Origin of the sequence: Streptomyces asoensis, assembly GCF_016860545.1 — a bacterium.
In the GTDB taxonomy this organism is placed as follows: Bacteria; Actinomycetota; Actinomycetes; order Streptomycetales; family Streptomycetaceae; genus Streptomyces; species Streptomyces asoensis.
Map to the genome: position 1 here is coordinate 572,197 of NZ_BNEB01000003.1, position 24,141 is coordinate 596,337.

Genomic DNA, 24,141 nt, shown 5'->3' on the forward strand with positions numbered 1-24,141 from the left:
GACTCACGTTACCGCGAACGGGGGACAGGGCCCGCCCCGCCGGGTGCGCTGCACCGGTCGGCCGATCGTATGGGCCTACTGTTCCAACGGCTCGCCCCGCCCACGGCCGCCGCCCGGAGGTGCCCCCGTATGCCCGCCACACCGCCCCGGTCCCCGCGTCAACCCCTACCGCCGCGCCGCGTACGCCGTCCGCCCGGCCGGCGCGGACGCCCCCGCTGGGCCATGCGGGCGACGACCACGCTCTCGGTGGTGCTCCTGGCCGCCGCCGGGATCGGTCACTCGGTGGTCGCCGGTCTGGACGCGGACATCGCCCGGGTCGACCCCTTCAAGGACATGAAGAACCGCCCCCGGGCCGGCCACGGCATGAACGTCCTGCTGGTCGGCACCGACGGGCGCGACGACATCACCCGGGCGGAACGCCGCCGCTACCGGCTGGGCGGCGCCCCCTGCCACTGCACCGACACGATCATGATCGTGCACATCTCGGAGGACCGGGAGCGGGCCAGCGTCGTCAGTCTCCCGCGCGACTCCTACGCCGAGACGCCCCCGCACACCGACCGGGTCACCGGCAAGGCGCACCACGGCCACCCGATCAGGATCAACTCGGCGTACGCGGAGGGCGGGCCGCAGCTCACCGTCCGCACGGTCGAGAACATGACGCACGTGAAGATCGACCACTACCTGGAGGTCGACTTCACCAGCTTCATGAAGACGGTGGACGTGCTGGGCGGCGTCAAGGTGTGCACCGCGCAGCCCCTGAAGGACTCGTACACCGGGCTGGACCTGGCGCCGGGCACCTACACCCTCAACGGCGGCCAGGCCCTCCAGTACGTCCGCTCACGGCACGCGGACGCCTCCTCCGACCTGGGCCGGATGAAACGCCAACAGCGCTTCCTGGCGGCCCTGGTGGAGCGCGCCACCTCCTCCGGGGTGCTGCTGAACCCGTTGAGGTTCCGGGACGTGACCCGGGCGGTGCTCGGCTCGGTGCGGGCCGACCGGGGATTCGGCACCGACGAGCTCCTCGACCTCGGCCGCGCGATGCGCACCTTCTCCCCCTCCTCCTCCGAGTTCACCACCGTGCCCATCGGACAGATGGGATACGTCGTGAAGGGCATCGGCTCGACCCTGAAGTGGGACCCGGTGCGGGCCCAGCGCCTCTTCCGGGCCCTGCGCGACGACGAGCCCCTCGCCACGGGCGCCCGGCCCGGCGGCGGCGCCGTCCGCGTGGACGTGGCCCCGCAGCAGATCCGCGTCCAGGTCGAGAACGGCACCCGCACGGCCGGACTCGGCCGACGGGTCGACGCGGCACTCGCCGCGACCGGCTTCCGCACCACCCGGCAGCCGGTCAGCGCCGCCGCCCCCACCGCCCTGCGCACGGTCGTCGCCTACGACCCCCGCTGGGACCGCTCCGCGAAGTCCCTCGCGACCGCCCTGCCGGGCAGCGAACTGCGCGCCGTGAAGGGCCTCGGAGCGACCCTGAAGGTCATCGCCGGAGCCGACTTCCGCCAGGTGCGCAAGGTACGGGCCGCCCATGCGGATCAGGGGGAGTTCGGGGTGGTGAGAGGGGACGAGGTGGGCTGCTCCTAGGCGGATGTGGCCTTCTGGTGCAAAACGTGCGAAACGGTCCCGTCCCCCCGATGGCGCGGGGCACCCGGGAGGCGTACGACGGAAGGGCACGCCCGGGGCCCGCACGGGCCCCCTCACCCCCAGGAGGAGCCATGACCCAGCCCGGAACCATGACCGCCATGAGCAAGGAGATGCAGGACTGCGTCGAGGCGTGCATGTCCTGCCACAGCGTCTGCGAGGAGACCATGAGCTCCTGCATGCAGCTGGGCGGCCAGGCCCAGATGCAGATCATGCGCGCGCTGATGGACTGCTCGGAGACGACCCGCATGTGCGCCGACATGATGATGCGGCGCTCGCCCATGGCGACCGAGATGTGCGCGATGTGCGCCAAGGCCTGTGACATGTGCGCCGAGGCGTGTATGTCCATGCCGGACGATCCGCAGATGATGCGCTGCGCCGAGGCGTGTCGCCGCTGCGCCGACATGTGCCGCACGATGGCCGGCGCCACCATGTGACCGCCGTCCGCACAGAACGGGGGCGCCCGGGCCGGGCGCCCCCGTTCTGTGCGCACCGCCCGGGTCAGTTGCCCGTGACGGTGACCTTCTCGTCGTTGTTCAACTCGCTCACCAGCTGCTTCACCTTCGCCTTGTCCCAGACGAGGTTGCCGCCGGAGGAGCCGGAGATCGGCATGTTCAGCGAGGTGCCGTCGCCGCCGTTGACGCCCTTCATCGCGAAGAACATGGACCCCAGGTCGTAGAGCCCCATGTCCTTGTCGACGATGAGCGAGTCCAGGCCCGCGCTCATCGTCGGGTAGAGCGCGAAGGGGTTCAGGACCGTGGTCGGGGTCGCCACCTCGTGGGCGAGGGCCGCGAGGAACTTCTGCTGGTTCTTCGTGCGCTCCAGGTCGGACGCGGCGAAGGCGTGCCGGGTGCGGACGAAGGCGAGCGCCTCCTCGCCGTTCAGCGTCTGCTTGCCCGCCTGGAAGTCGGCGCCCGAGTACTTGTCCTTGAACCCCTTGTCGATGGTGATCTCGACACCGCCGACCGCGTCCACGATGTTCGCGAAGCCGGCGAAGCCGATCTCCACGTAGTGGTCGATGCGCAGACCGGTGTTGAACTCGACCGTGCGCACCAGCAGCTCGGGGCCGTCCGTCGCGTAGGCGGCGTTCAGCTTCGTGTGCCGGCCGGTGCCCTTGTACGTCTTGCCGGACTCGGAGCCGACGAACGTCGGGATCTCCACGTCGGAGTCGCGCGGCAGCGAGACCAGCGTGTCTCCGTTGGAGCCGACGTGCAGGATCATCATCGAGTCCGTGCGCTTGCCCTCGGCGGAGCCGGTGTGCAGCTGCTTCTTCTCCTCGGCGGACAGGCCCTCGCGGCTGTCGGAGCCGACGATCAGGTAGTTCGTCCCGTCGCCCCCCTCGGGCCGGTCGATGACCTTGGACAGGTCGACCTCGCGCTTCAGCTTGCCGTCGGCCCAGATGTAGGTGCCCACCGACGTCACGACCAGCACGGTCAGGACGGTGATCGCCGTCCACTTGATACGACGGCGCCAGTTCGGCGCGGGACGCGGGGCGCGGGTGTCGAAGGACCCCGGCCCGCCGGAGTCGCCCCCGCCGCCGTAGACCTGGCCCGAGCTGTAGCCGCTGTCGTACCCGGTGTTCTGGGCGTTGGTGTAGTCGCCGTACCCCTGACCGTTCACGTACGACGGCTGCGGCGGGACTCCGGCGCCCCGCGGCGGGGCGGCCGGGCCGCGCCGGACCTGCCGCATGACGCGCGGGCTCTCGGGCTGCGCGTTCGCGCTGCCGCCGCCGTACCGGTTGCCGCGGTCGCTGTCGGACCGTCCCTCGGGCCAATCGTTCATGCGGACCAGTGTGCAGGGCAGTGCTGTGTGCCTTACAAGGGCCGTCGGAGAATCAGGGCCCCGCTGTTGCCAAGCTGACACAAAATCCCGGGTTGTCCCCCTCGGCATAAGGTGGAGGACATGACAGACCAGGTCACCGCGGCGGACTCGGGCAGCACCCCGGACATCCCGGGCAAGCCCACGTCCGCGTCCCGCACCACCCTCAGCCACATCATGACCCACGCCGACACCAACCTGCTGGGGACGGTGCACGGCGGCGTGATCATGAAGCTCGTCGACGACGCGGCGGGGGCGGTGGCCGGGCGGCATTCCGGCGGGCCCGCCGTCACCGCGTCCATGGACGAGATGGCCTTCCTGGAGCCGGTCCGCGTCGGCGACCTGGTCCATGTGAAGGCCCAGGTCAACTGGACCGGCCGGACCTCGATGGAAGTCGGCGTGCGGGTCCTCGCCGAACGCTGGAACGAGTCCGCCCCGGCCACCCAGGTCGGCTCCGCCTACCTGGTCTTCGCCGCCGTGGACGCCGACGGCAAGCCGCGGGCGGTCCCCCCGGTCCTGCCGGAGACGGAACGCGACGAGCGCCGCTACCAGGAGGCCCAGATCCGCCGCACCCACCGCCTGGCCCGCCGCCGCGCGATCAGGGAACTGCGCGAACGCCGGACGGCGGAAGGCTTCGGCGACTGAAGGGTTCGGGACCGGCCCACGAGCACCCGCCGCTCCCCCGGCGCGCGGCCCCGGGCATGCCCCGGGGCCGCGCGTCGCACACCTCACGCAGTGACACGGACCACCGTCCGGGGCCCGCGCCGGTGCTGCGTTACGGAAGGTTCCTGGCCATCACGATGCGCTGGACCTGGTTCGTGCCCTCGTAGATCTGCGTGATCTTGGCGTCGCGCATCATGCGCTCGACCGGGTAGTCGCGGGTGTAGCCGTAGCCGCCGAGGAGCTGGACCGCGTCCGTGGTGACCTCCATCGCCACGTCCGAGGCGAAGCACTTCGCGGCCGCGCCCTGGAAGGTGAGGTCGGCGTCGAGGCGCTCGGACTTGGCCGCCGCCGCGTACGTCAGCTGACGGGCCGCCTCGATCTTCATCGCCATGTCGGCGAGCATGAACTGGATGCCCTGGAAGTCGGCGATCGGCTTGCCGAACTGCTTGCGCTCCTGGACGTAGCCCTTGGCGTAGTCGAAGGCGCCCTGGGCGACACCGAGGGCCTGCGCGGCGATCGTGATACGGGTGTGGTCCAGCGTCTTCATCGCCGTCGCGAAGCCCGTGCCCTCCTCGCCGATCATGCGGTCGGCCGGGATGCGGACGTTGTCGAAGTAGACCTCGCGGGTCGGGGAGCCCTTGATGCCGAGCTTCTTCTCCGGGGCGCCGAAGGAGACACCCGGGTCGGACTTCTCGACGACGAAGGCGGAGATGCCCTTGCTGCGCTTGGTGGGGTCCGTCACGGCCATGACCGTGTAGTACTCGCTCACGCCGGCGTTGGTGATCCAGCGCTTCACGCCGTTCAGGATCCAGTGGTCGCCGTCGCGGACCGCCTTGGTCCTCATGCCGGCCGCGTCCGAGCCGGCGTCCGGCTCGGAGAGGGCGTACGAGAACATCGCGTCGCCCTTGGCGAGCGGCGCCAGGTACTTCTTCTTCAGGTCCTCGGAGCCGGAGAGGATCACCGGCAGGGAGCCCAGCTTGTTCACCGCCGGGATCAGCGAGGAGGACACGCAGACGCGGGCGACCTCCTCGATCACGATCACCGTGGCGAGGGCGTCCGCGCCGGCGCCGCCGTACGACTCGGGAACGTGCACCGCGTGCAGGTCGCTCGCCACGAGGGCGTCGAGCGCCTCCTGCGGGAACCGGGCGTCCTCGTCCACCGCTGCGGCGAACGGCGCGATCTTCGCCTCGGAGAGCGAGCGGATGGCGTCACGGAGCATGTCGTGCTCCTCGGACGGGCGGTACAGGTCGAAGTCAGCCGATCCGGCCAAGGTGTCTCACGCTCCAAAACGCTACGGTCACCGACGCTAATTACCGTTAAGTAACTCAAATTTTAAGGGTCTACAAAGCCCAGTGATACGTGAGTTTGGCGACAAGGGCCTTCCTCTTGCGACAACTGCCCGGTGAGGGGACGCGAGACGCCCCGACTATGCTCGGGCGCGCAGCGACGACACCCCCACCAGGAGCATCCATGGCCCTCAAGATCACCGTGATCGGCACCGGCTATCTCGGCGCCACGCACGCCGCGGCCATGGCCGAACTGGGCTTCGAGGTGCTCGCTCTCGATGTGGTGCCGGAGAAGATCGCGATGCTCGAACGCGGCGAGACCCCGATGTACGAGCCGGGGCTCGAGGAGCTGCTGCGCCGGCACGTCCCCGGCTTCGAGGGGTCCAGCGGGCGGCTGCGCTTCACGCAGGACTGGGCCGAGGTGGGCGCCTTCGGCGATGTCCACTTCGTCTGCGTGAACACTCCGCAGAAGCACGGCGAGTACGCGTGCGACATGTCGTACGTCGAGTCCGCCGTCGGCTCCCTGGCCCCCCATCTGACGCGGCCCGCGCTCGTCGTCGGCAAGTCGACGGTGCCGGTGGGCTCGGCCGACCGGCTGGCCCGGACGATCGCGGAGCTCGCGCCGGCCGGCGCGGACGCCGAGCTCGCCTGGAACCCGGAGTTCCTGCGCGAGGGGTTCGCCGTCCAGGACACCCTGCACCCGGACCGCATCGTCGTCGGGGTGCGCAGCGAGCGGTCCGAGGCGCTGCTGCGGCAGGTCTACGAGACGCCGATCGGCGAGGGCTCGCCGTTCGTGGTCACCGACTTCCCCACCGCCGAGCTGGTGAAGACCTCGGCGAACTCCTTCCTCGCCACCAAGATCTCCTTCATCAACGCGATGGCGGAGGTCTGCGAGGCCGCCGGTGGCGACGTCGCGAAGCTGGCCGAGGCCATCGGCTACGACGACCGGATCGGGAAGAAGTTCCTGCGGGCCGGGATCGGGTTCGGCGGCGGCTGTCTGCCCAAGGACATCCGGGCCTTCATGGCCCGTGCGGGCGAGCTCGGCGCCGACCAGGCGCTGACCTTCCTGCGGGAGATCGACTCCATCAACATGCGTCAGCGCGGGCAGATGGTCGAGCTGGCGCGGCAGGCGCTCGGCGGCGGCTCGTTCCTGGGCAAGCGGGTGGCGGTGCTCGGCGCGACCTTCAAGCCGGACTCCGACGACGTACGGGACTCGCCCGCCCTGAACGTCGCCGGGCAGATCCATCTCCAGGGCGGCCAGGTCACGGTGTACGACCCGAAGGGGATGGAGAACGCGCGCAAGGTCTTCCCGACGCTCGGCTACGCGGACTCGGCCCTGGAGGCCGTCCGGGGCGCCGACGTCGTGCTGCACCTCACGGAGTGGCGGGAGTTCCGCGACCTCGACCCGGCGGAGCTCGGCGAGGTCGTCTCGGCCCGGCTGGTCCTCGACGGGCGCAACGCGCTCGACCCGGTCCTGTGGCGCAAGGCCGGATGGACGTACCGGGCGATGGGCCGCCCGACCGCGTAGGCGCCGGGGGTCGGGGCCGGGCATCGGGGCCGGGCCGGCGTACGCGGCGACGCCGGTTCGGCCGAGGCTCAGTCGGCCGAACCGGCGTCTTGCTGCATTCTGCACCACCGGGCTGTGCCTCGGCCGCCGAACTACTTCGCCCGGTACCGCCGCATCTTCTCGCGGGCCCCGCACACCTGCATCGAGCACCAGCGGCCCCGGCCCGCCGGGCTGCGGTCGTAGTACGCCCAGTGGCAGGTGACGGCCTCGCAGGCTTTCAGCCGGGTCCAGGTGCCCGCGATCAGCGCCTCCGCCACGGCGGCGGCCGTACGGGAGAGCAGCGGGGCCGCGGCCCGGTCCCGGGGCGCCAGGGCGGCCGAGCCGTCGTGTTCGTCGACCGTCACCAGCAGGGGCGCCGCCGCGAGGAGCCGTCCCAGCGGGGTCACCTCACGGTGCGGCGGGTGGCCGGCGTGCGCGAGCAGGGCCGCGCGCAGGGATTCCCGCAGCTCACGGGCGTGTGCCAGCGCGTCGTCGGCGTTCCCGGCGGCCGCCGGGTGCTCCGGCAGTCCGAAGCGGGCCCGGCCCTCGGGGGTGTCGAGGGCGTCCACGCCCGACTCCACGTCCAGCGTGTTCACCAGGGACTCGATCAGGGCCAGGCCTCCGGGAGCGGCCGATCGGTCATTCATGGTTGCGACGTTACCTCCTGTGCGGGAGCATGCAGTAACCGTTACCGGTTACCCGGCTCTATGGGTAACCGCGAGTCAGGCACGTTTCGTCCCGAGGAGGAGTCATGGCTCTCGCCGCACTGGGTGTCGTCGTACTGGACTGTCCCGACCCGGGCGCGCTCGCCGGGTTCTACGCCGAGGTGCTGGGCGGCAGCGTCGAGGGCGAGGGGGACTGGGTGGACCTGAAGGTCCCCGGCGGACAGTCCCTGGCCTTCCAGGCCGCGCCCGGCCACGTGGCGCCCGCGTGGCCGGCGTCCGGGCACTCGCAGCAGTTCCACCTGGACCTGACCGTCGACGACCTGGACGAGGCCGAGCGGGGTGTGCTCGCGCTGGGCGCGAAGCCGCTCGATACCGATGACCGCTCGCGCGGGTGGCGTGTGTACGCGGATCCGGCCGGGCACCCGTTCTGCCTGTGCCGCTGCTGAACCACCGCGGCGGCACGCGCGGTCACGCAGTCCGCCGCCCGTGTCCGATCAAGGAGGAATCCATGCCGTCCGTCGCCCGCTTCCGCTCCGTGGTCCTCGACTGTCCCGATCCGCGCGCGCTCGCCGACTTCTACGCGGCGGTCCTGGGCGGTACGCCCGAGGCCGAGGACGGGGAGGAGGACTGGTACGTGCTGCACGTGCCCGGCGGTCCCCGGATCGCGTTCCAGCAGGTGGAGGGGTACACCCCGCCGGAGTGGCCGCGCGCCGACCGCAATCCGCAGCAGTTCCACCTCGACCTGGACGGCGGCTCCACCTGGGCGGAGATCGACGCGGCCCACGAGCGGGTGCTGGCGCTCGGCGCGCGGCCGCTGGACCTGGAGGACCGGGAGAAGAAGGACTTCCAGGTGTACGCCGACCCGGCCGGGCACCCCTTCTGCCTGTGCCGGGTCGAACGCCCGTGACCCCGGCCCGCGGTTCCCGCTCGCGGCCTCCGGCCGTGGTGCCTGCCCGTGGTCCCCGTCCGTCGTGTGCGGGCGGGGACTACCCGTCGAGCTCCTCGATCCTCGCGGTCGAGGGCTTTCGGCGGTCCTGCACCGCGCGGGCCGTGAAGTCGGCGGTGCGCAGCACACGCTGAATGTTTCCCCAGGTCAGCAGGGCGATGTCGGTTTCCGGCCAGCCCCGGTCGAGCAGCTCGGCGATCAGGTGCGGATAGCCGGAGGCGTCGGTGAGGCCCTGCGGGTGGGCGGCGCCCGAGTCGTGGGTGCCGGACAGGCCGACGCAGTCGGGCCCGGCGACCGCGCGGACGTGCTCGAGGTGGTCGGCGACGTCACGGACGTCCGGGCCGGTCTGCTCGGCGGTCAGCGGCACCATGCACAGCCCCTTGGCGACGCCCAGCTCGGCGAGCTGGGCGTCGGACAGGTTGCAGGGGTGCGGACGCAGGGCGCGGGCCGCCGAGCGGGTGAACACGACCGGCGTCTTGGAGAGGGCGAGGACGCGGCCGACGGTGGCCTCAACGGCCCCGGACAGGTCGGCGAGCACGCCGAGGCGGTTCATCTCGCGCACGACCTCCTCACCGAACCGGGTCAGTCCCGCGCCGTCCGCCCAGGAGGCGCCGACGAGGGTGAGGACCCGCAGGCCCAGGGAGTGCAGCACGCGCAGGATGCTCAGGGAGTCGTCGAGCGCGGCGGCCGTGGCCGGGCCGAGGACGACGGCGACGCGGCCGCAGTTGCGGGCGTCGATGACCTGGCCGGCGCTGCGGGCGAGCCGCAGGCCCTCGGGGTGGGCGTCGATCACCGAACGGACCAGGTCCAGCTGCTCCAGGGTGGCGCCGACGGCCCGGCCCGCGGCGAGCCCCTCGGGCAGGTGCAGCGACCACAGCAGCGCGCCCACGTGGCCCTCGCGCAGCCGGGGCACGTCCGTGGAGAGGGCGCTCTCGCCGAACTGGAGGTCGTACCAGGGCAGGTGGCGCAGGGCCCAGGGAAGCCCGCTGTAGCCGTCGGCGACGGGATGCCCGGCGAGCAGGTCACGGGCCCGCTCCAGCGCGCCGTCCACCCCGTCCCGGCCACCCCCACGCCCCGAACCCCCTGCGGGCTTGCGGGCGCTTTCGGCGCTCCGTGCGTCCCCCGCTCGCCCGGTGCCCTCGGTGGGCCGTCCGTTGCGGGTGCTGCGGCCGTTGCGGGTGTCGCGGCTGGGCCGGGTGGTTTGCGCGGCGGTGGGTCCCTTGCCCGGGGCGGGGCGGGCCGCGGGCCCCTCGTCGTCGAGCCCGCCGACCTCGGGAAGGGTCTGCGGCTCGTCATGGAGGTCGGCCACGGCGGTCTCCGTACGTCGATCGGCAGTACGGTCACCGTCGCACGCGGGGCGGCGCGCTTCCTGGTGGGCGGTGCGTTCGGGGGACGCGCGCCCCGGGCGGGCACGGGGCCGCCGGCTCGCACCGGCCGCCCCGTGCCGCGCGCGGCGGCCGTCCGGTCAGCAGTCCAGCGACTCGATCGTCGCGTGGGAGGCCGGCCGGGTGGCCCGCAGGTCACGGGCGACGTCCTCGGCCGCGCCGAGCACACGGACCGCGTTCTGCCAGGTCAGCTTGGCGAGGTCCGGCGCGGACCAGCCCCGGTCGAGGAGCTCCGCGACCAGGCGGGGGTAGCCGGAGACGTCGTCGAGGCCGTCGGGGGTGAAGGCGGTGCCGTCGTAGTCGCCGCCGATGCCCAGGTGGTCGATGCCGGCGACCTCGCGCATGTGGTCGAGGTGGTCCGCGACCGTGGCGACCGTGGCGATCGGGCGCGGGTGGGTCTCCTCGAAGGCCCGGTGGACCTTCATCCCCTCGGCGGTGGTGTCGAGGTGGTGGAAGCCGTGGGCGCGCATGTTGTCGTCGGCGGCGGCCGTCCAGTCGACCGCCGCCTGGAGGACGAACTTCGGCACGAAGGTCACCATCGCCATGCCGCCGTTGGCGGGGAGGCGTTCCAGGACGTCGTCCGGGATGTTGCGGGGGTGGTCGCACACCGCGCGCGCGGAGGAGTGCGAGAAGATCACCGGCGCGCTCGTCACGTCGAGGGCGTCCCGCATCGTCGTCGCCGCCACGTGCGAGAGGTCGACGAGCATGCCCTCGCGGTTCATCTCCCGCACGACCTCGCGGCCGAAGGAGGACAGGCCGCCGGCCCTGGGCACGTCGGTCGCGGAGTCCGCCCAGTCCACGTTGTCGTTGTGGGTGAGCGTCATGTAGCGCACGCCGAGGGCGTACAGGCCGCGCAGCGTGCCGAGCGAGTTGGCGATGGAGTGGCCGCCCTCCGCGCCCATGAGCGAGGCGATGCGGCCCTCGGCGCGGGCAGCCTCCATGTCGGCGGCCGTCAGCGCCGCGCGCAGGTCGCCGGGGTGGCGGTCGATGAGCCGGCGCACGCAGTCGATCTGCTCCAGCGTGGCCGGGACCGCGTCGGGCAGGTCGGCGCGCACGTACACCGACCAGTACTGCGCGCCGACCCCGCCGGCGCGCAGCCGGGGCAGGTCGGTGTGCAGGTGGGCGTGCTGGTCGCCGGCGATGTCCCGGGCGTCGAGGTCGTAGCGGACCTGCTCGCGCAGGGCCCAGGGCAGGTCGTTGTGGCCGTCGACCACGGGGAACTCGCGCAGGAGTTCGCGGGCCGTGTCCAGTGAGGTCATCTGGGTCACTTTCCGAAACCGAAGCCGTTCGAACCCTCGACCTTGGCGCGCAGGCGCTTGCCCTTCTCGGTGGCCTGGTCGTTCAGCTCCTGCTGGAAGTCCCGCATCCGGGCCAGCAGCTCCTCGTCGTGGGCGGCGAGGATGCGGGCGGCCAGCAGTCCGGCGTTGCGGGCGCCGCCCACCGACACCGTGGCGACCGGGACCCCGGCCGGCATCTGCACGATCGACAGCAGGCTGTCCATGCCGTCGAGGTACTTCAGGGGCACGGGGACGCCGATCACGGGGAGCGGGGTCACCGAGGCGAGCATGCCGGGGAGGTGGGCGGCGCCGCCGGCGCCCGCGATGATCACCTTGAGGCCGCGTCCGTCCGCCTGCTCTCCGTAGGCGACCATCTCGCGGGGCATGCGGTGCGCGGAGACGACGTCGACCTCGTAGGCGATCTCGAACTCGTCGAGGGCCTGGGCGGCCGCCTCCATGACGGGCCAGTCGCTGTCCGACCCCATGACGATGCCGACAACGGGGCCCACAGGGCTCACAGCGCTCATTCGGTGATCGTGCCTCTCAGGTAACCGGCTGCGTGACGTGCGCGTTCGAGGACGTCGTCCAGGTCGTCGCCGTAGGTGTTGACATGGCCGACCTTGCGGCCGGGCTTCACGTCCTTGCCGTACATGTGGATCTTCAGCTGGGGGTCGCGGGCCATGCAGTGCAGGTACGCGGCGTACATGTCCGGGTAGTCGCCGCCCAGCACGTTGACCATGACCGTCCAGGGCGCGCGCGGGCGCGGGTCGCCGAGCGGGAGGTCGAGGACGGCGCGCACGTGGTTGGCGAACTGCGAGGTGATCGCGCCGTCCATCGACCAGTGGCCGGAGTTGTGCGGGCGCATCGCCAGTTCGTTGACGAGGACGGCGGAGGAGCCGTCGGCGCCGCGGACCTCGAAGAGCTCGACCGCGAGGTGGCCGACCACGTCCAGTTCCTTGGCGATGCGCAGGGCCATCTCCTCGGCCCGCAGGGCGAGGGCCCCGTCGAGGCCGGGCGCGGGGGCGATCACCGTGTCGCAGACGCCGCCCACCTGCTGCGACTCGACCACGGGATAGGCGACCGCCTGGCCGTGCGGGGAGCGCACGACGTTGGCCGCGAGCTCGCGGACGTAGTCGACCTTCTCCTCGGCCAGCACGGGGACGCCGGCGCGGAAGGGGTCGGCGGCCTCCTCGACGGAGTCGACGACCCACACGCCCTTGCCGTCGTAGCCGCCGCGGACGGTCTTGAGGACCACCGGGAAGCCGTCGCCCTGCGCGCCCGGCCCGAGGCCTTCGGCGGCGAACGCGGCGACGTCCGCCGGGTCGGTCACGATCCGGTGCCGGGGGCAGGGGACGCCGATGGCGTCGAGCCGCGCGCGCATCACCCCCTTGTCCTGGGCGTGCACCAGCGCGTCGGGGCCGGGGCGGACGGGGATGCCGTCCGCCTCCAGCGCCCTGAGGTGCTCGGTGGGTACGTGTTCGTGATCGAAGGTGATCACATCGCACCCCCGCGCGAACTCGCGCAGCGTGTCGAGATCGCGGTAGTCGCCGATGACGACATCGCTCACGACCTGCGCCGCGGAATCCTGTGGGGTGTCACTGAGGAGCTTGAACCTGATGCCGAGCGGGATGCCCGCCTCGTGTGTCATACGAGCGAGCTGCCCCCCGCCGACCATGCCGACTACCGGGAACGTCACGCCCCCAGGGTATCGGCCAGGCCACCGAGGCCGAATTCCGCGCCTCTTACCGGCACCTTCCCCGTCTCATACCCGCCCTTTCCCCGCTTCTTCCCCGCTGGTCACGGCCTCGTGAGCCGGACCACAGGAAACCGGCAGGAGTGGTGGTTAGCATGGCTGGGTTGACGAAACCGATCCCGGACGGGGGCCTGCACGACCATGGCACATGGTTCCTCGGGGCTGAGGAGGGTCGTCCACGAGCTCGCCAAGTTCGGAGCCGTGGGCGGCGCGGGTCTGCTCGTCAACCTGGGCGTCTTCAACCTCGTCCGGCACATCACCGACCTGCCGGTGGTGCGCGCCAGCGTCATAGCGACCGTGGTGTCGATCGTCTTCAACTACGTGGGGTTCCGCTACTTCACCTACCGTGACCGCGACAAGAGCGGGCGCACGAAGGAACTGACGCTGTTCCTGCTGTTCAGCGCGGTCGGACTGGTGATCGAGAACGGGCTGCTGTTCGCGGCGACCTACGGTTTCGGCTGGGACAGCCCGCTCCAGAACAACGTGTTCAAGTTCGTCGGCATCGGCGTCGCGACCCTGTTCAGGTTCTGGTCGTACCGGACGTGGGTGTTCCGGGCGTTGCCGGCGAAGGAGGCCGTCGCCGACGCCGAGTCGTTCCTCGCGGCGGCCGGACGGTCCCGCGAGCCCGAGCCCGAGCCGAGGGCCGGGCAGCGGGTGGGCTGAGCGGTCGGCCGTTGCGGGCGCGCGGCGGCTACCTGACCGTCGGCTCGTCGTCCTCGGCGGACCGCTTCGGCGGGGCCGTGCGGGACAGGAACAGACCGAAGACCGCCGGCTGGGCCTGGAGCATCTCCAGACGGCCGCCGTCGGCCTCCGCGAGGTCGCGGGCGACCGCCAGCCCGATGCCCGTCGAGTTGCGGCCGCTGATGGTCCGCTCGAAGATCCGGGCGCCGAGGTCCGCGGGGACGCCGGGGCCCTCGTCCGTCACCTCCACCACGGCCTGGTTGCCGGTCACGCGGGTGCGCAGCGCCACCGTGCCGCCGCCGTGCATCAGGGAGTTCTCGATCAGGGCGGCCAGCACCTGGGCGACCGCGCCGGGGGTGCCCACCGCGCGCAGCCCGCGCTTGCCCGAGCTGACGATGGCCCGGCCCACCCCGCGGTAGGCGGGGCGCCACTCGGCGAGCTGCTGCTGGATGACCTCGTCGAGGTCGAAGGTGACCGCCGAGCCGGTGCGCGGGTCCCGGGCGTTGGTCAGGAGGCGTTCCACGACGTCCGTCAGGCGCTCGACCTGGGTGAGGGCGATCGTCGCCTCCTCCTTCACGGTGTCCGGGTCGTCGGTGAGGGTGATCTCCTCCAGGCGCATGGACAGTGCCGTCAGGGGCGTGCGCAGCTGGTGGGAGGCGTCCGCGGCCAGCCGGCGTTCGGCGGTCAGCATGCGGGCGATGCGCTCGGCCGAGGCGTCGAGGACGTCGGCGACCCGGTCGAGCTCGGGGACGGCGTAGCGCTTGTGCCGGGGCCGGGGGTCGCCGGAGCCGAGGCGTTCCGCCGTCTCGGCGAGGTCGGTGAGGGGGGAGGCGAGCCGGTTGGCCTGGCGGATGGCCAGCAGCACCGCCGCGATCACCGCGAGCAGTGCCACCAGGCCGATGATCAGCAGCGTGCGGCCGACCTCACGGGTCACCGTGGAGCGCGGCTCCTGGACCAGGACGGTCTCGCCCTCCTCGCCCTTGGCGGTCGACGTGATCACGTCGCCCTGCGGCTGGGCGCCGACCTGGATCGCGGGCCGGCCGGGGATCCTGATCTCCGCGTAGCGGTCCTGGGTGACCTGGTCGCGCAGTATCTCGGCGGTGACGTCCTCCGCGCCCACCAGCCGGCTGTCCACGATGCTGGCCAGCCGGAGCGCCTCGGAGTCCACCCGCTCCTGGGCGCTGTTGCTGATCGTGCGGGTCTCGACGATGACGAGGGACACCCCGAAGACGGCGATGACGACCAGCACGACGGCAAGCGTGGACTGGATGAGACGGCGGCGCACGAGACCCTCCGGGGGGATGACGGGGTGAGGCCGGCGAGGACGGCCGGCCCGGGGGCGCGGGGAACTGCGCGACCAGCCCCCACGGCCCGCGGCCGACAACGCGACCGCGTCATCGGCCGAGCCCCGGCGGCAGCGCTCAGCTCTTCTCGAAGCGGAAGCCGACGCCCCGCACGGTGGCGATGTAGCGGGGGTTCGCCGCGTCGTCGCCGAGCTTCTTGCGCAGCCAGGAGATGTGCATGTCGAGGGTCTTCGTCGACGACCACCAGGTGGTGTCCCAGACCTCGCGCATCAGCTGATCGCGGGTCACGACCCGGCCCGCGTCGCGGACGAGGACCCGCAGCAGGTCGAACTCCTTCGCGGTGAGCTGGAGTTCCTCCTCGCCCATCCAGGCGCGGTGCGACTCGACGTCGATGCGCACGCCGTGGGTGGCGGGCGGCTGCTGCGGCTCGGACGCGCCGCGGCGCAGCAGGGCCCGGACCCGGGCCAGCAGCTCGGCCAGCCGGAAGGGCTTGGTGACGTAGTCGTCGGCGCCCGCGTCCAGTCCGACGACGGTGTCGACCTCGTCGGCGCGCGCGGTCAGGATGAGGATCGGGATGGCGTGGCCCTCGGAGCGCAGCCGGCGGGCCACCTCCAGACCGTCCATGCCGGGCAGCCCGAGGTCGAGCACGACCAGGTCGACGCCGCCCTGCATTCCGGCGTCGAGCGCGGTGGGACCGTCCTCACGCACCTCGACCTCGTAGCCTTCCCGGCGCAGGGCGCGGGCCAGCGGCTCCGAGATGGACGCGTCGTCCTCGGCGAGCAGTACTCGGGTCATGAGCTGATGGTAGTCCGCGCCGGGCGGCGGCCGAAGTGTGATCGCCCGGCTGTTTCTTACTCACGGACATGCCGGACAGACGGCGTGTCCGTGACCCGCCGTCCCGCCGTCGATCTTGGTACGGACCTACGGTCGGGGGATGGCATCCTGGTGCAGACCTTCAAATACCCGATCACGGTTCCTTGATCACCTGTGATCCGTGTCTCAAGTCCTTCCATATCCGGCGTTGTGCTGCCGTATGGTGAAAGAACGCCTGTAGCACGCAACGACCTTCGGCGGTCGGCTCGACTCCCGAAGGTCACTTTTGTGTGCGGGCCGGTTCCCGCCGGCCTCGAAAGGAATGACCTGTGGCCGGGCCCCCCGAAGCGAGGGGGCGTGGATCCCGGTGGCCGTCGTCCGCCGCTCCGAGACCCGGAGCGGACTCCCCTGGGGCGTAGGGGTGGGACGAAGCGGTCCGCCGGTGCCGGCCGCCCCCCACCGGGCGCGCGGCACTCACGTGCGGCGCGTCCCGACCAGCAAGGAACGACCATGGCGTCCAGCCTGACGAAGGACTCGGTGACTCCGGGCACCCCCGGTTCCGAGAAGACCTTCTTCGGCCACCCCCGCGGACTGGCCACTCTCTTCATGACCGAGATGTGGGAGCGTTTCTCCTACTACGGCATGAGGGCACTGCTCCCGCTGTACCTCGTCGCTCCGGGCGGCCTGCACCTCAGCGCGGCGACCGCGACCGCGATCTACTCCGTGTACGTGTCCCTGGTGTACCTGCTGGCGATGCCCGGCGGCTGGTTCGGCGACCGGGTCTGGGGCCCGCGCAGGACCGTGGCCGTCGCCGGCGCCGTCATCATGCTCGGCCACCTCACGCTGGCGCTGCCCTCGTCCGGCACGTTCTACGCCGGCCTCGGTCTCGTGGCGATCGGCTCGGGCCTGCTGAAGGCCAACATCTCCACGATGGTCGGCCACCTCTACGAGGGCCGGGACGACGCCCGCCGCGACGGTGGCTTCACCGTCTTCTACATGGGCATCAACCTCGGCGCCTTCGCCGCGCCGCTGGTCATCGGCACCATCGGTGAGAACGTCAGCTGGCACCTGGGCTTCGCGCTCGCCGCGCTCGGCATGGCCCTGGGCCTGGGCCAGTTCCTGCTCGGCAGCCGCCACCTCGCGGACCGCTCCAGCGTCGTCCCGAAGCCGCTGTCGGCCCAGGAGAAGTCCTCGACGCTGCGCAAGGCCGCGATCTGGGCCGTCGTCGCCCTCGTCTTCTACGCGATCGTCGGCTTCTCCGGCCACTACACGCTGAACTGGCTGCTGGTCCCGCTGACCCTGCTCGGCGTGATCATCCCGGTCCTGGTCCTGACCCGCATAAAGCGCGACAAGGAGCTGGACCGCACGGAGCAGTCGTCGATGTCCGCGTACATCTGGTTCTTCGTCGCCGCGGCCGTCTTCTGGATGATCTACGACCAGGGCGGCTCGACCCTGTCGATCTTCGCCGACTCCTCCGCCGAGAACACCGTCTTCGGCTGGGAGTTCCCGGTCTCGTGGTACCAGTCCGTCAACCCGGTCCTGATCATGGCGCTGGCCCCGGTCTTCGCCTGGGTGTGGCTCGCGCTGAACCGGCGCGGCAAGGAGCCGAGCACGGTCGTGAAGTTCGCCTCCGGCCTGGTCCTCGTCGGTGCGTCCTTCTTCCTCTTCCTGGCCCCGCTGTCGATCGCCGAGGGCGGTCACAAGGCGGCCGCGATGTGGCTGGTGGCGATCTACTTCGTGCAGACCGTCGGTGAGCTGCTGCTCTCCCCCGTCGGCCTCTCCGTCACGACGAAGATGGCGCCTGCCAAGTACGCCTCCCAGATGATGGGCGTCTGGTTCCTGGCCGTCACCGCCGGTGACGCCACGACCGGCCTGCTGTCCATCGCCGGCGTCGACCTCAACAAGACGGGCATCGTCGCCCTGGAGGCCACGCTCGCCGTGGTCGCCGGTGTCGCGGTGTGGATGTACCGCAACAAGGTCAAGGAGCTCATGGGCGCCGTCCGCTGACGCCCGTCCCGAGCGACGACGCGGAGGGCCGCCGCACCCGAGGGGGGTGCGGCGGCCCTCCGCCCGTTCCGGTGGTTCCGCGCGGTCAGCGGGTCCTGCGTCCCGGCATGAACGTGAAGACCGCACCGCCCAGCAGGATCGCCGTGCCCGCCACCAAGCCCAGCGCCTTCAGGGCGCCGTGGTCGCCGGATCCCGTCTCCGCGAGGCCGCCGCTCGTGGAGGCGGCCCCTCCGGAGGACGAGGACGAGGACGAACCGCTGCCGCCGGACGCGCCGCTCGCCTGTTCCGCCGTGTTCAGGGTGAGCGAGACGGCCGTGCTGTCCGGCGTGCAGACGGTCTTCGTCCCCATGGCCTCGATGGTGAGGACACCCGGGGAGAGCGTGGAGTCACCCGTCGCGCCGGGCTTGTAGACGCCCTTGAGGTCCGGGATCTCGATCGGTGTGCCCTGCGGGATCGTCGCCGCGTTCAGCGGCCCCTCCACCGTCACCGAGCCCGTGTCCGCGCCGCCCAGCACGATCTGCATCGTCGGCTTGACCTTGCCGGCCGGGATGTCGATCGGGCTGTCCATCACCGACTTCTTGAACTGCACGGTGAGGTCGTAACTCCCGCCGCTCTTCTTGGCGTTGATCTGGATCGGCGAGGTCGCCCTCTTCTCCCCGATGGGTGAGGCGCAGGTGTAGGGGATGTCGACGACCTTCCCCGTGAAGTCGGTCTGTCCGCCGTCCCCGCCGGTCGCGGACGCCGACGGCGAGGTGCCGGGCGTGCCCGACGGGCTCGTCGAGGGCGACGGACTCTGGCTCTGCGAGGGGTCGGGGGACGTGCTCGTCGAGGGCGAACCCGAGCCGGAACCCGAACCGCCGCCCCCCGCCGTCACGGTGATGGTCACCGCCGGCCGGACGGCCTCCGTCGGCGCGCACTTGGTGTCCGTGGACAGCGCGTTGACGACGTACGCGTCCGGCGTCAGCGTCACCTGCCCGGCCGCCGTCAGCTTCAGCGTGCCCTTCATGTCGGACAGCGTCATCGCGCCGCCCTTGGGGATCGCCGGGTTCTCGCGCGGCCCCTGCATCGCGATGTCGGCGCTCTGCGCGCCGGCCGCCTTCAGGGTGCCGGACGGCTGGACCGAGTTCGCGGGCAGGTCGATGATGTCGGGATTCTTCGAGGCGGCCTGGGTGAACTTCCAGACGATGTCGACGGTGTCGCCCACCTCGGCCGTGGCCGGGGCGGTGATGTCGACCTTGGTGGTGCCGTTGACGTCCGGCAGGCCGATGCCCGAGGGCGGTACGCACTTGGTGGCGTAGGACACCTCGGCGGCCTGCGCCTGTCCGGCGCTCACGCCCAGCAGGACGGCCGCCCCGGTGAACAGGACGGCGGCGCCCGCCGCCGCCGCTCTCCTGCGTACGGGCGCGCGGTCGGGTGATACGGCTCTCTCACTCACGTGGATCCCTTCCTGCGGGAGTCGTGGGGTTCGTCGGTCGCTGTTCGTGCGGTGCGGAGAGCCGGCCCGCCGGGCCGACCGGACCGGTGTCCGGGCCGAACCAGGGCAGGGTCGTGTTCGGGGCGGAGGGCGTGGCGGAGGGCGCGGTCCGCGAGGGCGGACCCGCCGTCCGGCGCCGGCGCCCGCGGCCCGGGGCGCGCCGCGTAGCCGCCGGCGCGTGGGCGGGCCGCCGGGCGGCGCGGGGTGGGCGCACCCGGTCCACCACCGCCATGCCGACGCGGAAGACCGCGGCCGGCACCACCAGGCAGAGCAGGATCCAGAACAGGGTCACGCCCCACGGACGGCCCACGCCCCACGGCTGCTCGGCGAGGACCGTCGCGCCGTACTTCAGGGAGACGGTGTAGTCGCCGTGCGCGCCGGCGGCGAGTTCGACGGGCAGTTCCACCCGGGCCCTCTCGCCGGGGCCGAGCGTGCCGTGCCACTGCCGCTCGTCCCACTCCGGGGCGAACACCCCGTGCGCGGTGCCCACCTGGAAGACGGGGTCCTTGACGGCCGCGGTGCCCGCGTTGCCGACGGTGAAGACCAGCGTGCGCGAGGGCGGCGCCCCGAACCAGGTCAGCAGGGAGCCCGAGCCGTCCAGCCGGGTGTCGCTGAGCACCGAGAGGCGCCCCCCGGCAGTCTGCGCGGGCAGCGGTTCGACGGGGTGTCCGGCCACCTGGAACACCGCGTCGGCCTGCGCCTTCGCTCCGGTCGCGGTGGCCACGTGCACCACACAGGGGCACGGCACCGGCGGCTCGGCCACCGGCAGCGCCCGGCTGAAGCGGCCGTCGGCGTCGGTGGTGACGGCCCGGCCGTCGGCGTTGGCGCAGGAGTTGGTCCCGCCGACCAGGCCCCGGGCCGGTGTCGCCTGCCCGCAGACCAGCAGCATCAGCAGGGTGCGCGACCGCCATCCGCTGCCGCTGACGGTGACCGAGCCGCCCGTCCCCGCCTGTGCCGTGGAGAGGGTGACGGCCGGTTTTCCGTCCGCCGTGGCGGAGGCGTGCGCCGGCACCGGCCAGAGCGGGAGCAGCGTCAGGAGCAGCGCCGCCAACGGCACCGCGGTCCGCGCATTGCCTCTCACGTCCGCGCTCCCCTCGTCCCGGCCCGGACCGTGGCCGTCCGGCGCCGATGTCGTCGTACGGCCACGGCGGCCACCGCGGCCGGCAGCACGCCGGCGGCCGTGCCCGCCGCCGCGCCCCACGGCACGAACCGGGCCGACGCCCGCCCGGTGGCGCGTGCCGCACCCGGCGCCGTCACCGTCAGCCGGACGGTGACCGCGTCGAGGGCGGGACGGTCGGGCCACGGTTCGTCGAGTTCCAGGCGGCGGCCCGGGGCCAGGCGGACGGGCAGGGTGCGCGGCGCCCGGTCCAGGACGGCGCCGAGGACACCGTCCGCGTGCACGGCGAGCCGGGGCACGAGGGCCGTCGTGCCCCGGTTGACCAGCTCGTACGTGATGCGGTCGCCGCGCACGGTCACGTGCTCGACGGTCAGCGCGGCCAGCGCGGGGCCGCCGACCCGGATCAGCAGCGGGACGGCCGACTCCCGGCCGCCCGCGTCCCGTACGACGACCTCGGCGGACCGGTCGCCGGGCGGGGCGTCCGCTGGGACCGTCACCGTGAAGGGCACCTCGGCGCGGGTGCGGGCGGGCACCGCGAGGGCCCGCTCCACGAAGGCGACCCGCAGGCCGTCCCCGGTGGCGCGCAGCCGCACGGTGAGCGGCCGCGTGCCCCGGTTGGTCACCCAGACCGTGTCCCGCAGCGACGCCCCGGGGATGCCCTCCGCGTAGAACGACGGCCGCCCGCCGCCGGAGGGCGCGGCCGACCAGCCGCCGGCGGTGGCCGGACCGGCCGCGAGCAGCAGCGGGAGCGACAGGGTCAGCAGCAGGACACGGGCGGCGGCGTACGGCATCGGCGGCTCCAGCACTCGTACGGGCGGGCGGTGTCAGCGGCGGGCGCGTGCCGTCTGGCCCCGCCGGGTCAGCCACAGGGCGCCCGCGGCGCCCGCGAGCAGCACCGTGCCGCCGAAGGTGCCGAGGGCTATGGCGGAGTCCTCGGGGCCGGTCTGCGGGAGGTCGCCGCCGGAACCGCCGTCGCTCGTCGTGCCGTCCGAGCCGCCGCTCCCGCCGCTCGTGCCGCTCGTGCCGCCCCCGCCGCCCGCGGCGGTCACGTCGAGGGTCAGCGAGGGGCCGGGGTTGTTGCCGGGGGTGCAGGTGGTGGTCGTGCCGAGCGCCTTGATGGTGAGCACACCGGCCGTGAAGGTGACCTTGCCGGTCTTCTTCGGGGTGTAGGTGCCGCTCAGGTCGTTGATCTTGATCGGGGTGTTCTCGGGGATCGCGGCCTGGTTGGCGGAGCCGGTGACGTTCAGGGTGCCGCTGTCGGCGCCGCCGAGCTTGATGGTGGCGCTGGGCTCCATGGAGCCCGCGCCGAGTTCGACGGGGCTGGATGAGACGCCCTTCTGCCAGGACATGGTGATCCTGTAGCCGCTGCCGCTCCTGACGCTCCTGATGTCTATGGGCGACACGGCGCTCTTGGCACCGATGGGCGTCTGACAGGCGTAGTTGACGTTCACGACCTGGGCCACGGCCACGGGGGCGGCCGTCCACACCGCCGAGCTGGCCAGGGCCGCGGCAGTCGCGAGCACGGCGGTTCGCTTCCGGTTCGACACGGTCCCGTCCCCTCACTCCCACCGCCCCGCCCTTACTGACGAGGCATCAGATTGAGCCGTCAAGGTACGCCCGGGCCGTTGAGGAAGGAAGAGAACGCACGCCCCGAAGTCCCACCGACCCGGGCCCGGCCCCGGGGACCCACAAGACCCGACCCCGACGGCCCGGAAGGCCCACGAGGCCCGGGGCACGGCGGCCGCGCGGGGCGCGGTGCGGCGGGGGGGACCGGGGTGCGGTACCGGCGGGGGGGGCGGGTACGGGTGCCGGCCGGGGGCGGGCGGGTGCAGCTGCTGGCCGAGGCCGGGGCGAGTGTCGGCCAGTGGACGAGGTGCAGGTGTCGCCCCGGGGGGGGCTGGTGCGGGTGCCGGTCGGCGGGCAGGTACGGGTGTCGCCCCGGGGGGGCGGGTACCGGCCGGGGGCGAGGCGCAAGGGGTCGACCGGCTTGCCGGAAACGGGAGTTGGGCCGGGCCGGGCCCGCGGGGCGGGCCGGGCGACCAAACCCGGGAATCGGCCGGGGGCCGCACGCACATGTCGACCGACTTGCCGCGCACGGGAGTTGGGCCGGGGCGGGCCCGCGGGGCGGGCCGGGCGACCAAACCCGGGAATCGGCCGGGGGCCGCACGCACATGTCGACCGACTTGCTGCGCACGGGAGTTGGGCCGGGGCAGGCCCGCGGACCGGGCCGGGCGACCAAACCCGGGAATCGGCCGGGGGCCGCACGCACATGTCGACCGACTTGCCGCGCACGGGAGTTGGGCCGGGGCGGGCCCGCGGGGCGGGCCGGGCGACCAAACCCGGGAATCGGCCGGGGGCCGCACGCACATGTCGACCGACTTGCTGCGCACGGGAGTTGGGCCGGGGCAGGCCCGCGGACCGGGCCGGGCCTCCGAACTCGGGAATCGGCCGGGGGCGCACGTACATGTCGACCGAACTGCCGCGCGCGGGAGTTGATGCGGGGTCAGTCTGCGTATCGGGTCGGTGGGCCGAGCCAGGAATCGCGTCCGGCGCGGTAGGCACGGACGTCGACCGGCAGGCCGTGCAGATGAGTCGGCCCGGAGCAAGCCTGCGGACCGGGCCCCGGAAGCGGTCGCCGGGCCGAGCACAGGTTCGGGTGGGCGGGCCGGACGCAAACCTCGGCCGGTCGGCCCGGCAGGGGAGTTGTCCGGGGCGAGCCTGCGGATCCGGCCGGGCAGCCGAACCCAGGAATCCATCGAGGGCCGCGCGCGGATGTCGGCCCGCGGACGGGACGCAGGCGTCGGCCAGCGGGCCGGGCCGAGGCAGCGCCGGTGTGCCGGGGTCAGGAGTCGGTCAGCGGCCCGGCAGGCGGGCGGTCCCGCCGGAACATCCGGGGGGAACGGCGGCACCGGGCAGCGGTCCCGGCATGTGCCTGCGCGGCGGCACGACGGCACGGCGGAACGGGAAGTCGGCCCAGGGGGCCGGGCGGCTCCGACGCCGGTGGGACGGGTCCCACTGCGGCCCGGGGTCCGGGGTGGCGCCTTCCGGAGTCCGCCGACGGGGCCTGCCCCGACCCGGTCGGCGAGGCGCACCCCGGCCCGGTCGGCGGGACGGTCCGGCCAAGGCGGTCCGGCGTCGGTCGGCCGGCGGGGACGGCTTCGGTCGGGTGGGCCCGGGGGTGGGGCCGGGCCCGAAGGGGTCAGGCCGGGGCGCCCAGTTCGGCCCAGACCGTCTTGCCGGTGACTCCCGGCGTACGGACGACACCCCAGTCCAGGCAGAGTCGCTGGACGATGAACATGCCGTGACCGCCGGGGCGGCCAGCGCGGTGCGGGGTCCGGGGCGCCGGCTGGCCCGCGCCCCGGTCGGAGATCTCGACCCGGATCACCTTGTTGTCGCAGCTGAGAACCATCAGCTCCGGCCCCTCGGCGTGCAGGCACGCGTTGGTGACCAGCTCGGAGACGACGAGCAGCACGTCCTCCGCGGCGGCACGCCGGTCCGCGGTGGCGGCGGGCAGCCAGTCCCACGCGTACAGCGCCTGACGGGCGAAGTCACGGGCGAGCGGGACGACCCCGCCGGTGTCGTCGAAGCTCAGGCGGCGTACCTGACGGCCGCTCGGCGATCCCGACGCGACGGTCGCCGCTCCCCCTTCGGGCGCAACGGTCCCCTGTGCGCCCGCCCCGGACGCCTCGGAAGCGCCGCTGGGCTCCGGGCCGCGATCGCCCGGCGAGCAAGGCCGGGTGGTGCTCATCAGCGCTTCACCTC

Annotated in this window: 22 protein-coding genes; 8 read left to right on the plus strand and 14 right to left on the minus strand. The window is 72.9% G+C overall.

Annotated features, from left to right (window positions below; genetic code table 11):
- Nucleotides 1-129: 129 nt before the first annotated feature.
- Both Saso_RS15245 and Saso_RS15250 read left to right on the plus strand, forming a co-directional pair.
- Nucleotides 130-1,587, plus strand: a complete 1,458-nt coding sequence (locus tag Saso_RS15245) for an LCP family protein (protein ID WP_189920630.1) — start codon at nucleotides 130-132, stop codon at nucleotides 1,585-1,587.
- Nucleotides 1,588-1,718: 131 nt separating this feature from the next.
- On the plus strand, nucleotides 1,719-2,081 hold the full coding sequence (locus tag Saso_RS15250; protein ID WP_189920632.1) for a four-helix bundle copper-binding protein: 363 nt from the start codon (nucleotides 1,719-1,721) through the stop codon (nucleotides 2,079-2,081).
- Between the two features lie 64 nt (nucleotides 2,082-2,145).
- On the opposite strand, the gene Saso_RS15255 is transcribed toward Saso_RS15250, so the two are convergent.
- The gene (locus Saso_RS15255; RefSeq protein ID WP_189920634.1) at nucleotides 2,146-3,426 is read right to left on the minus strand and encodes an LCP family protein; all 1,281 of its coding nucleotides are present in this window, start codon (nucleotides 3,424-3,426) and stop codon (nucleotides 2,146-2,148) included.
- A gap of 120 nt (nucleotides 3,427-3,546) precedes the next feature.
- On the opposite strand from Saso_RS15255, the gene Saso_RS15260 reads away from it, so the two are divergent.
- A complete protein-coding gene (locus Saso_RS15260; protein ID WP_189920636.1) occupies nucleotides 3,547-4,107 on the plus strand; it encodes an acyl-CoA thioesterase in 561 nt (186 codons plus the stop codon).
- A gap of 130 nt (nucleotides 4,108-4,237) precedes the next feature.
- Here Saso_RS15260 and Saso_RS15265 read toward each other — a convergent pair whose 3' ends face one another.
- Nucleotides 4,238-5,395, minus strand: a complete 1,158-nt coding sequence (locus Saso_RS15265; protein WP_268253210.1) for an acyl-CoA dehydrogenase — start codon at nucleotides 5,393-5,395, stop codon at nucleotides 4,238-4,240.
- Between the two features lie 200 nt (nucleotides 5,396-5,595).
- Here Saso_RS15265 and Saso_RS15270 point away from each other — a divergent pair, with 200 nt between their 5' ends.
- Nucleotides 5,596-6,939, plus strand: coding sequence for a UDP-glucose dehydrogenase family protein (locus Saso_RS15270; protein ID WP_189920638.1), 1,344 nt, complete (start codon nucleotides 5,596-5,598; stop codon nucleotides 6,937-6,939).
- 131 nt (nucleotides 6,940-7,070) lie between these two features.
- Here Saso_RS15270 and Saso_RS15275 read toward each other — a convergent pair whose 3' ends face one another.
- Entirely contained in the window at nucleotides 7,071-7,604 is a 534-nt protein-coding gene (locus Saso_RS15275) for a CGNR zinc finger domain-containing protein (RefSeq protein WP_189920640.1), read from the minus strand.
- 104 nt (nucleotides 7,605-7,708) lie between these two features.
- Here Saso_RS15275 and Saso_RS15280 point away from each other — a divergent pair, with 104 nt between their 5' ends.
- Nucleotides 7,709-8,068, plus strand: a complete 360-nt coding sequence (locus Saso_RS15280; RefSeq protein ID WP_189920642.1) for a VOC family protein — start codon at nucleotides 7,709-7,711, stop codon at nucleotides 8,066-8,068.
- 62 nt (nucleotides 8,069-8,130) lie between these two features.
- A complete protein-coding gene (locus Saso_RS15285; RefSeq protein ID WP_189920644.1) occupies nucleotides 8,131-8,529 on the plus strand; it encodes a VOC family protein in 399 nt (132 codons plus the stop codon).
- A gap of 79 nt (nucleotides 8,530-8,608) precedes the next feature.
- Here the strand turns inward: Saso_RS15285 and Saso_RS15290 are convergent, their stop codons facing one another.
- The 4 genes from Saso_RS15290 to Saso_RS15305 all read right to left on the minus strand — a co-directional run bounded on the left by Saso_RS15290 (nucleotide 8,609) and on the right by Saso_RS15305 (nucleotide 12,926).
- The gene (locus Saso_RS15290) at nucleotides 8,609-9,877 is read right to left on the minus strand and encodes a dipeptidase (RefSeq protein WP_229901207.1); all 1,269 of its coding nucleotides are present in this window, start codon (nucleotides 9,875-9,877) and stop codon (nucleotides 8,609-8,611) included.
- Nucleotides 9,878-10,033: 156 nt separating this feature from the next.
- Nucleotides 10,034-11,212: a dipeptidase gene (locus Saso_RS15295; RefSeq protein ID WP_189920646.1), complete on the minus strand. Its 1,179-nt coding sequence runs from the start codon at nucleotides 11,210-11,212 to the stop codon at nucleotides 10,034-10,036.
- Nucleotides 11,213-11,217: 5 nt separating this feature from the next.
- The gene (gene purE, locus Saso_RS15300; RefSeq protein ID WP_189920648.1) at nucleotides 11,218-11,757 is read right to left on the minus strand and encodes a 5-(carboxyamino)imidazole ribonucleotide mutase; all 540 of its coding nucleotides are present in this window, start codon (nucleotides 11,755-11,757) and stop codon (nucleotides 11,218-11,220) included.
- A complete protein-coding gene (locus Saso_RS15305) occupies nucleotides 11,754-12,926 on the minus strand; it encodes a 5-(carboxyamino)imidazole ribonucleotide synthase (protein WP_189920649.1) in 1,173 nt (390 codons plus the stop codon). Before Saso_RS15305 ends, purE begins: the two co-directional genes overlap by 4 nt.
- A 198-nt stretch (nucleotides 12,927-13,124) precedes the next feature.
- On the opposite strand from Saso_RS15305, the gene Saso_RS15310 reads away from it, so the two are divergent.
- Entirely contained in the window at nucleotides 13,125-13,646 is a 522-nt protein-coding gene (locus Saso_RS15310) for a GtrA family protein (protein WP_189920650.1), read from the plus strand.
- Nucleotides 13,647-13,674: 28 nt separating this feature from the next.
- Here the strand turns inward: Saso_RS15310 and Saso_RS15315 are convergent, their stop codons facing one another.
- On the minus strand, nucleotides 13,675-14,949 hold the full coding sequence (locus Saso_RS15315) for an ATP-binding protein (protein ID WP_189920651.1): 1,275 nt from the start codon (nucleotides 14,947-14,949) through the stop codon (nucleotides 13,675-13,677).
- A gap of 136 nt (nucleotides 14,950-15,085) precedes the next feature.
- Complete coding sequence (locus Saso_RS15320) at nucleotides 15,086-15,763, minus strand: response regulator transcription factor (RefSeq protein ID WP_020128522.1); 678 nt, start codon at nucleotides 15,761-15,763, stop codon at nucleotides 15,086-15,088.
- 528 nt (nucleotides 15,764-16,291) lie between these two features.
- Here Saso_RS15320 and Saso_RS15325 point away from each other — a divergent pair.
- A complete protein-coding gene (locus Saso_RS15325; RefSeq protein WP_189920652.1) occupies nucleotides 16,292-17,788 on the plus strand; it encodes an oligopeptide:H+ symporter in 1,497 nt (498 codons plus the stop codon).
- An 85-nt stretch (nucleotides 17,789-17,873) separates the two neighbouring features.
- Here Saso_RS15325 and Saso_RS15330 read toward each other — a convergent pair whose 3' ends face one another.
- From Saso_RS15330 to Saso_RS15350, 5 genes are all read right to left on the minus strand, one after another.
- Nucleotides 17,874-19,151: a hypothetical protein gene (locus Saso_RS15330; RefSeq protein WP_189921391.1), complete on the minus strand. Its 1,278-nt coding sequence runs from the start codon at nucleotides 19,149-19,151 to the stop codon at nucleotides 17,874-17,876.
- Between the two features lie 64 nt (nucleotides 19,152-19,215).
- On the minus strand, nucleotides 19,216-20,343 hold the full coding sequence (locus tag Saso_RS15335; RefSeq protein ID WP_189920653.1) for a hypothetical protein: 1,128 nt from the start codon (nucleotides 20,341-20,343) through the stop codon (nucleotides 19,216-19,218).
- Nucleotides 20,340-21,170: a COG1470 family protein gene (locus tag Saso_RS15340; RefSeq protein WP_189920654.1), complete on the minus strand. Its 831-nt coding sequence runs from the start codon at nucleotides 21,168-21,170 to the stop codon at nucleotides 20,340-20,342. Before Saso_RS15340 ends, Saso_RS15335 begins: the two co-directional genes overlap by 4 nt.
- A gap of 33 nt (nucleotides 21,171-21,203) precedes the next feature.
- Nucleotides 21,204-21,926: an LPXTG cell wall anchor domain-containing protein gene (locus Saso_RS15345; protein WP_189920656.1), complete on the minus strand. Its 723-nt coding sequence runs from the start codon at nucleotides 21,924-21,926 to the stop codon at nucleotides 21,204-21,206.
- 1,652 nt (nucleotides 21,927-23,578) lie between these two features.
- Nucleotides 23,579-24,127, minus strand: a complete 549-nt coding sequence (locus Saso_RS15350; protein WP_189920658.1) for an ATP-binding protein — start codon at nucleotides 24,125-24,127, stop codon at nucleotides 23,579-23,581.
- Nucleotides 24,128-24,141 lie beyond the last annotated feature (14 nt).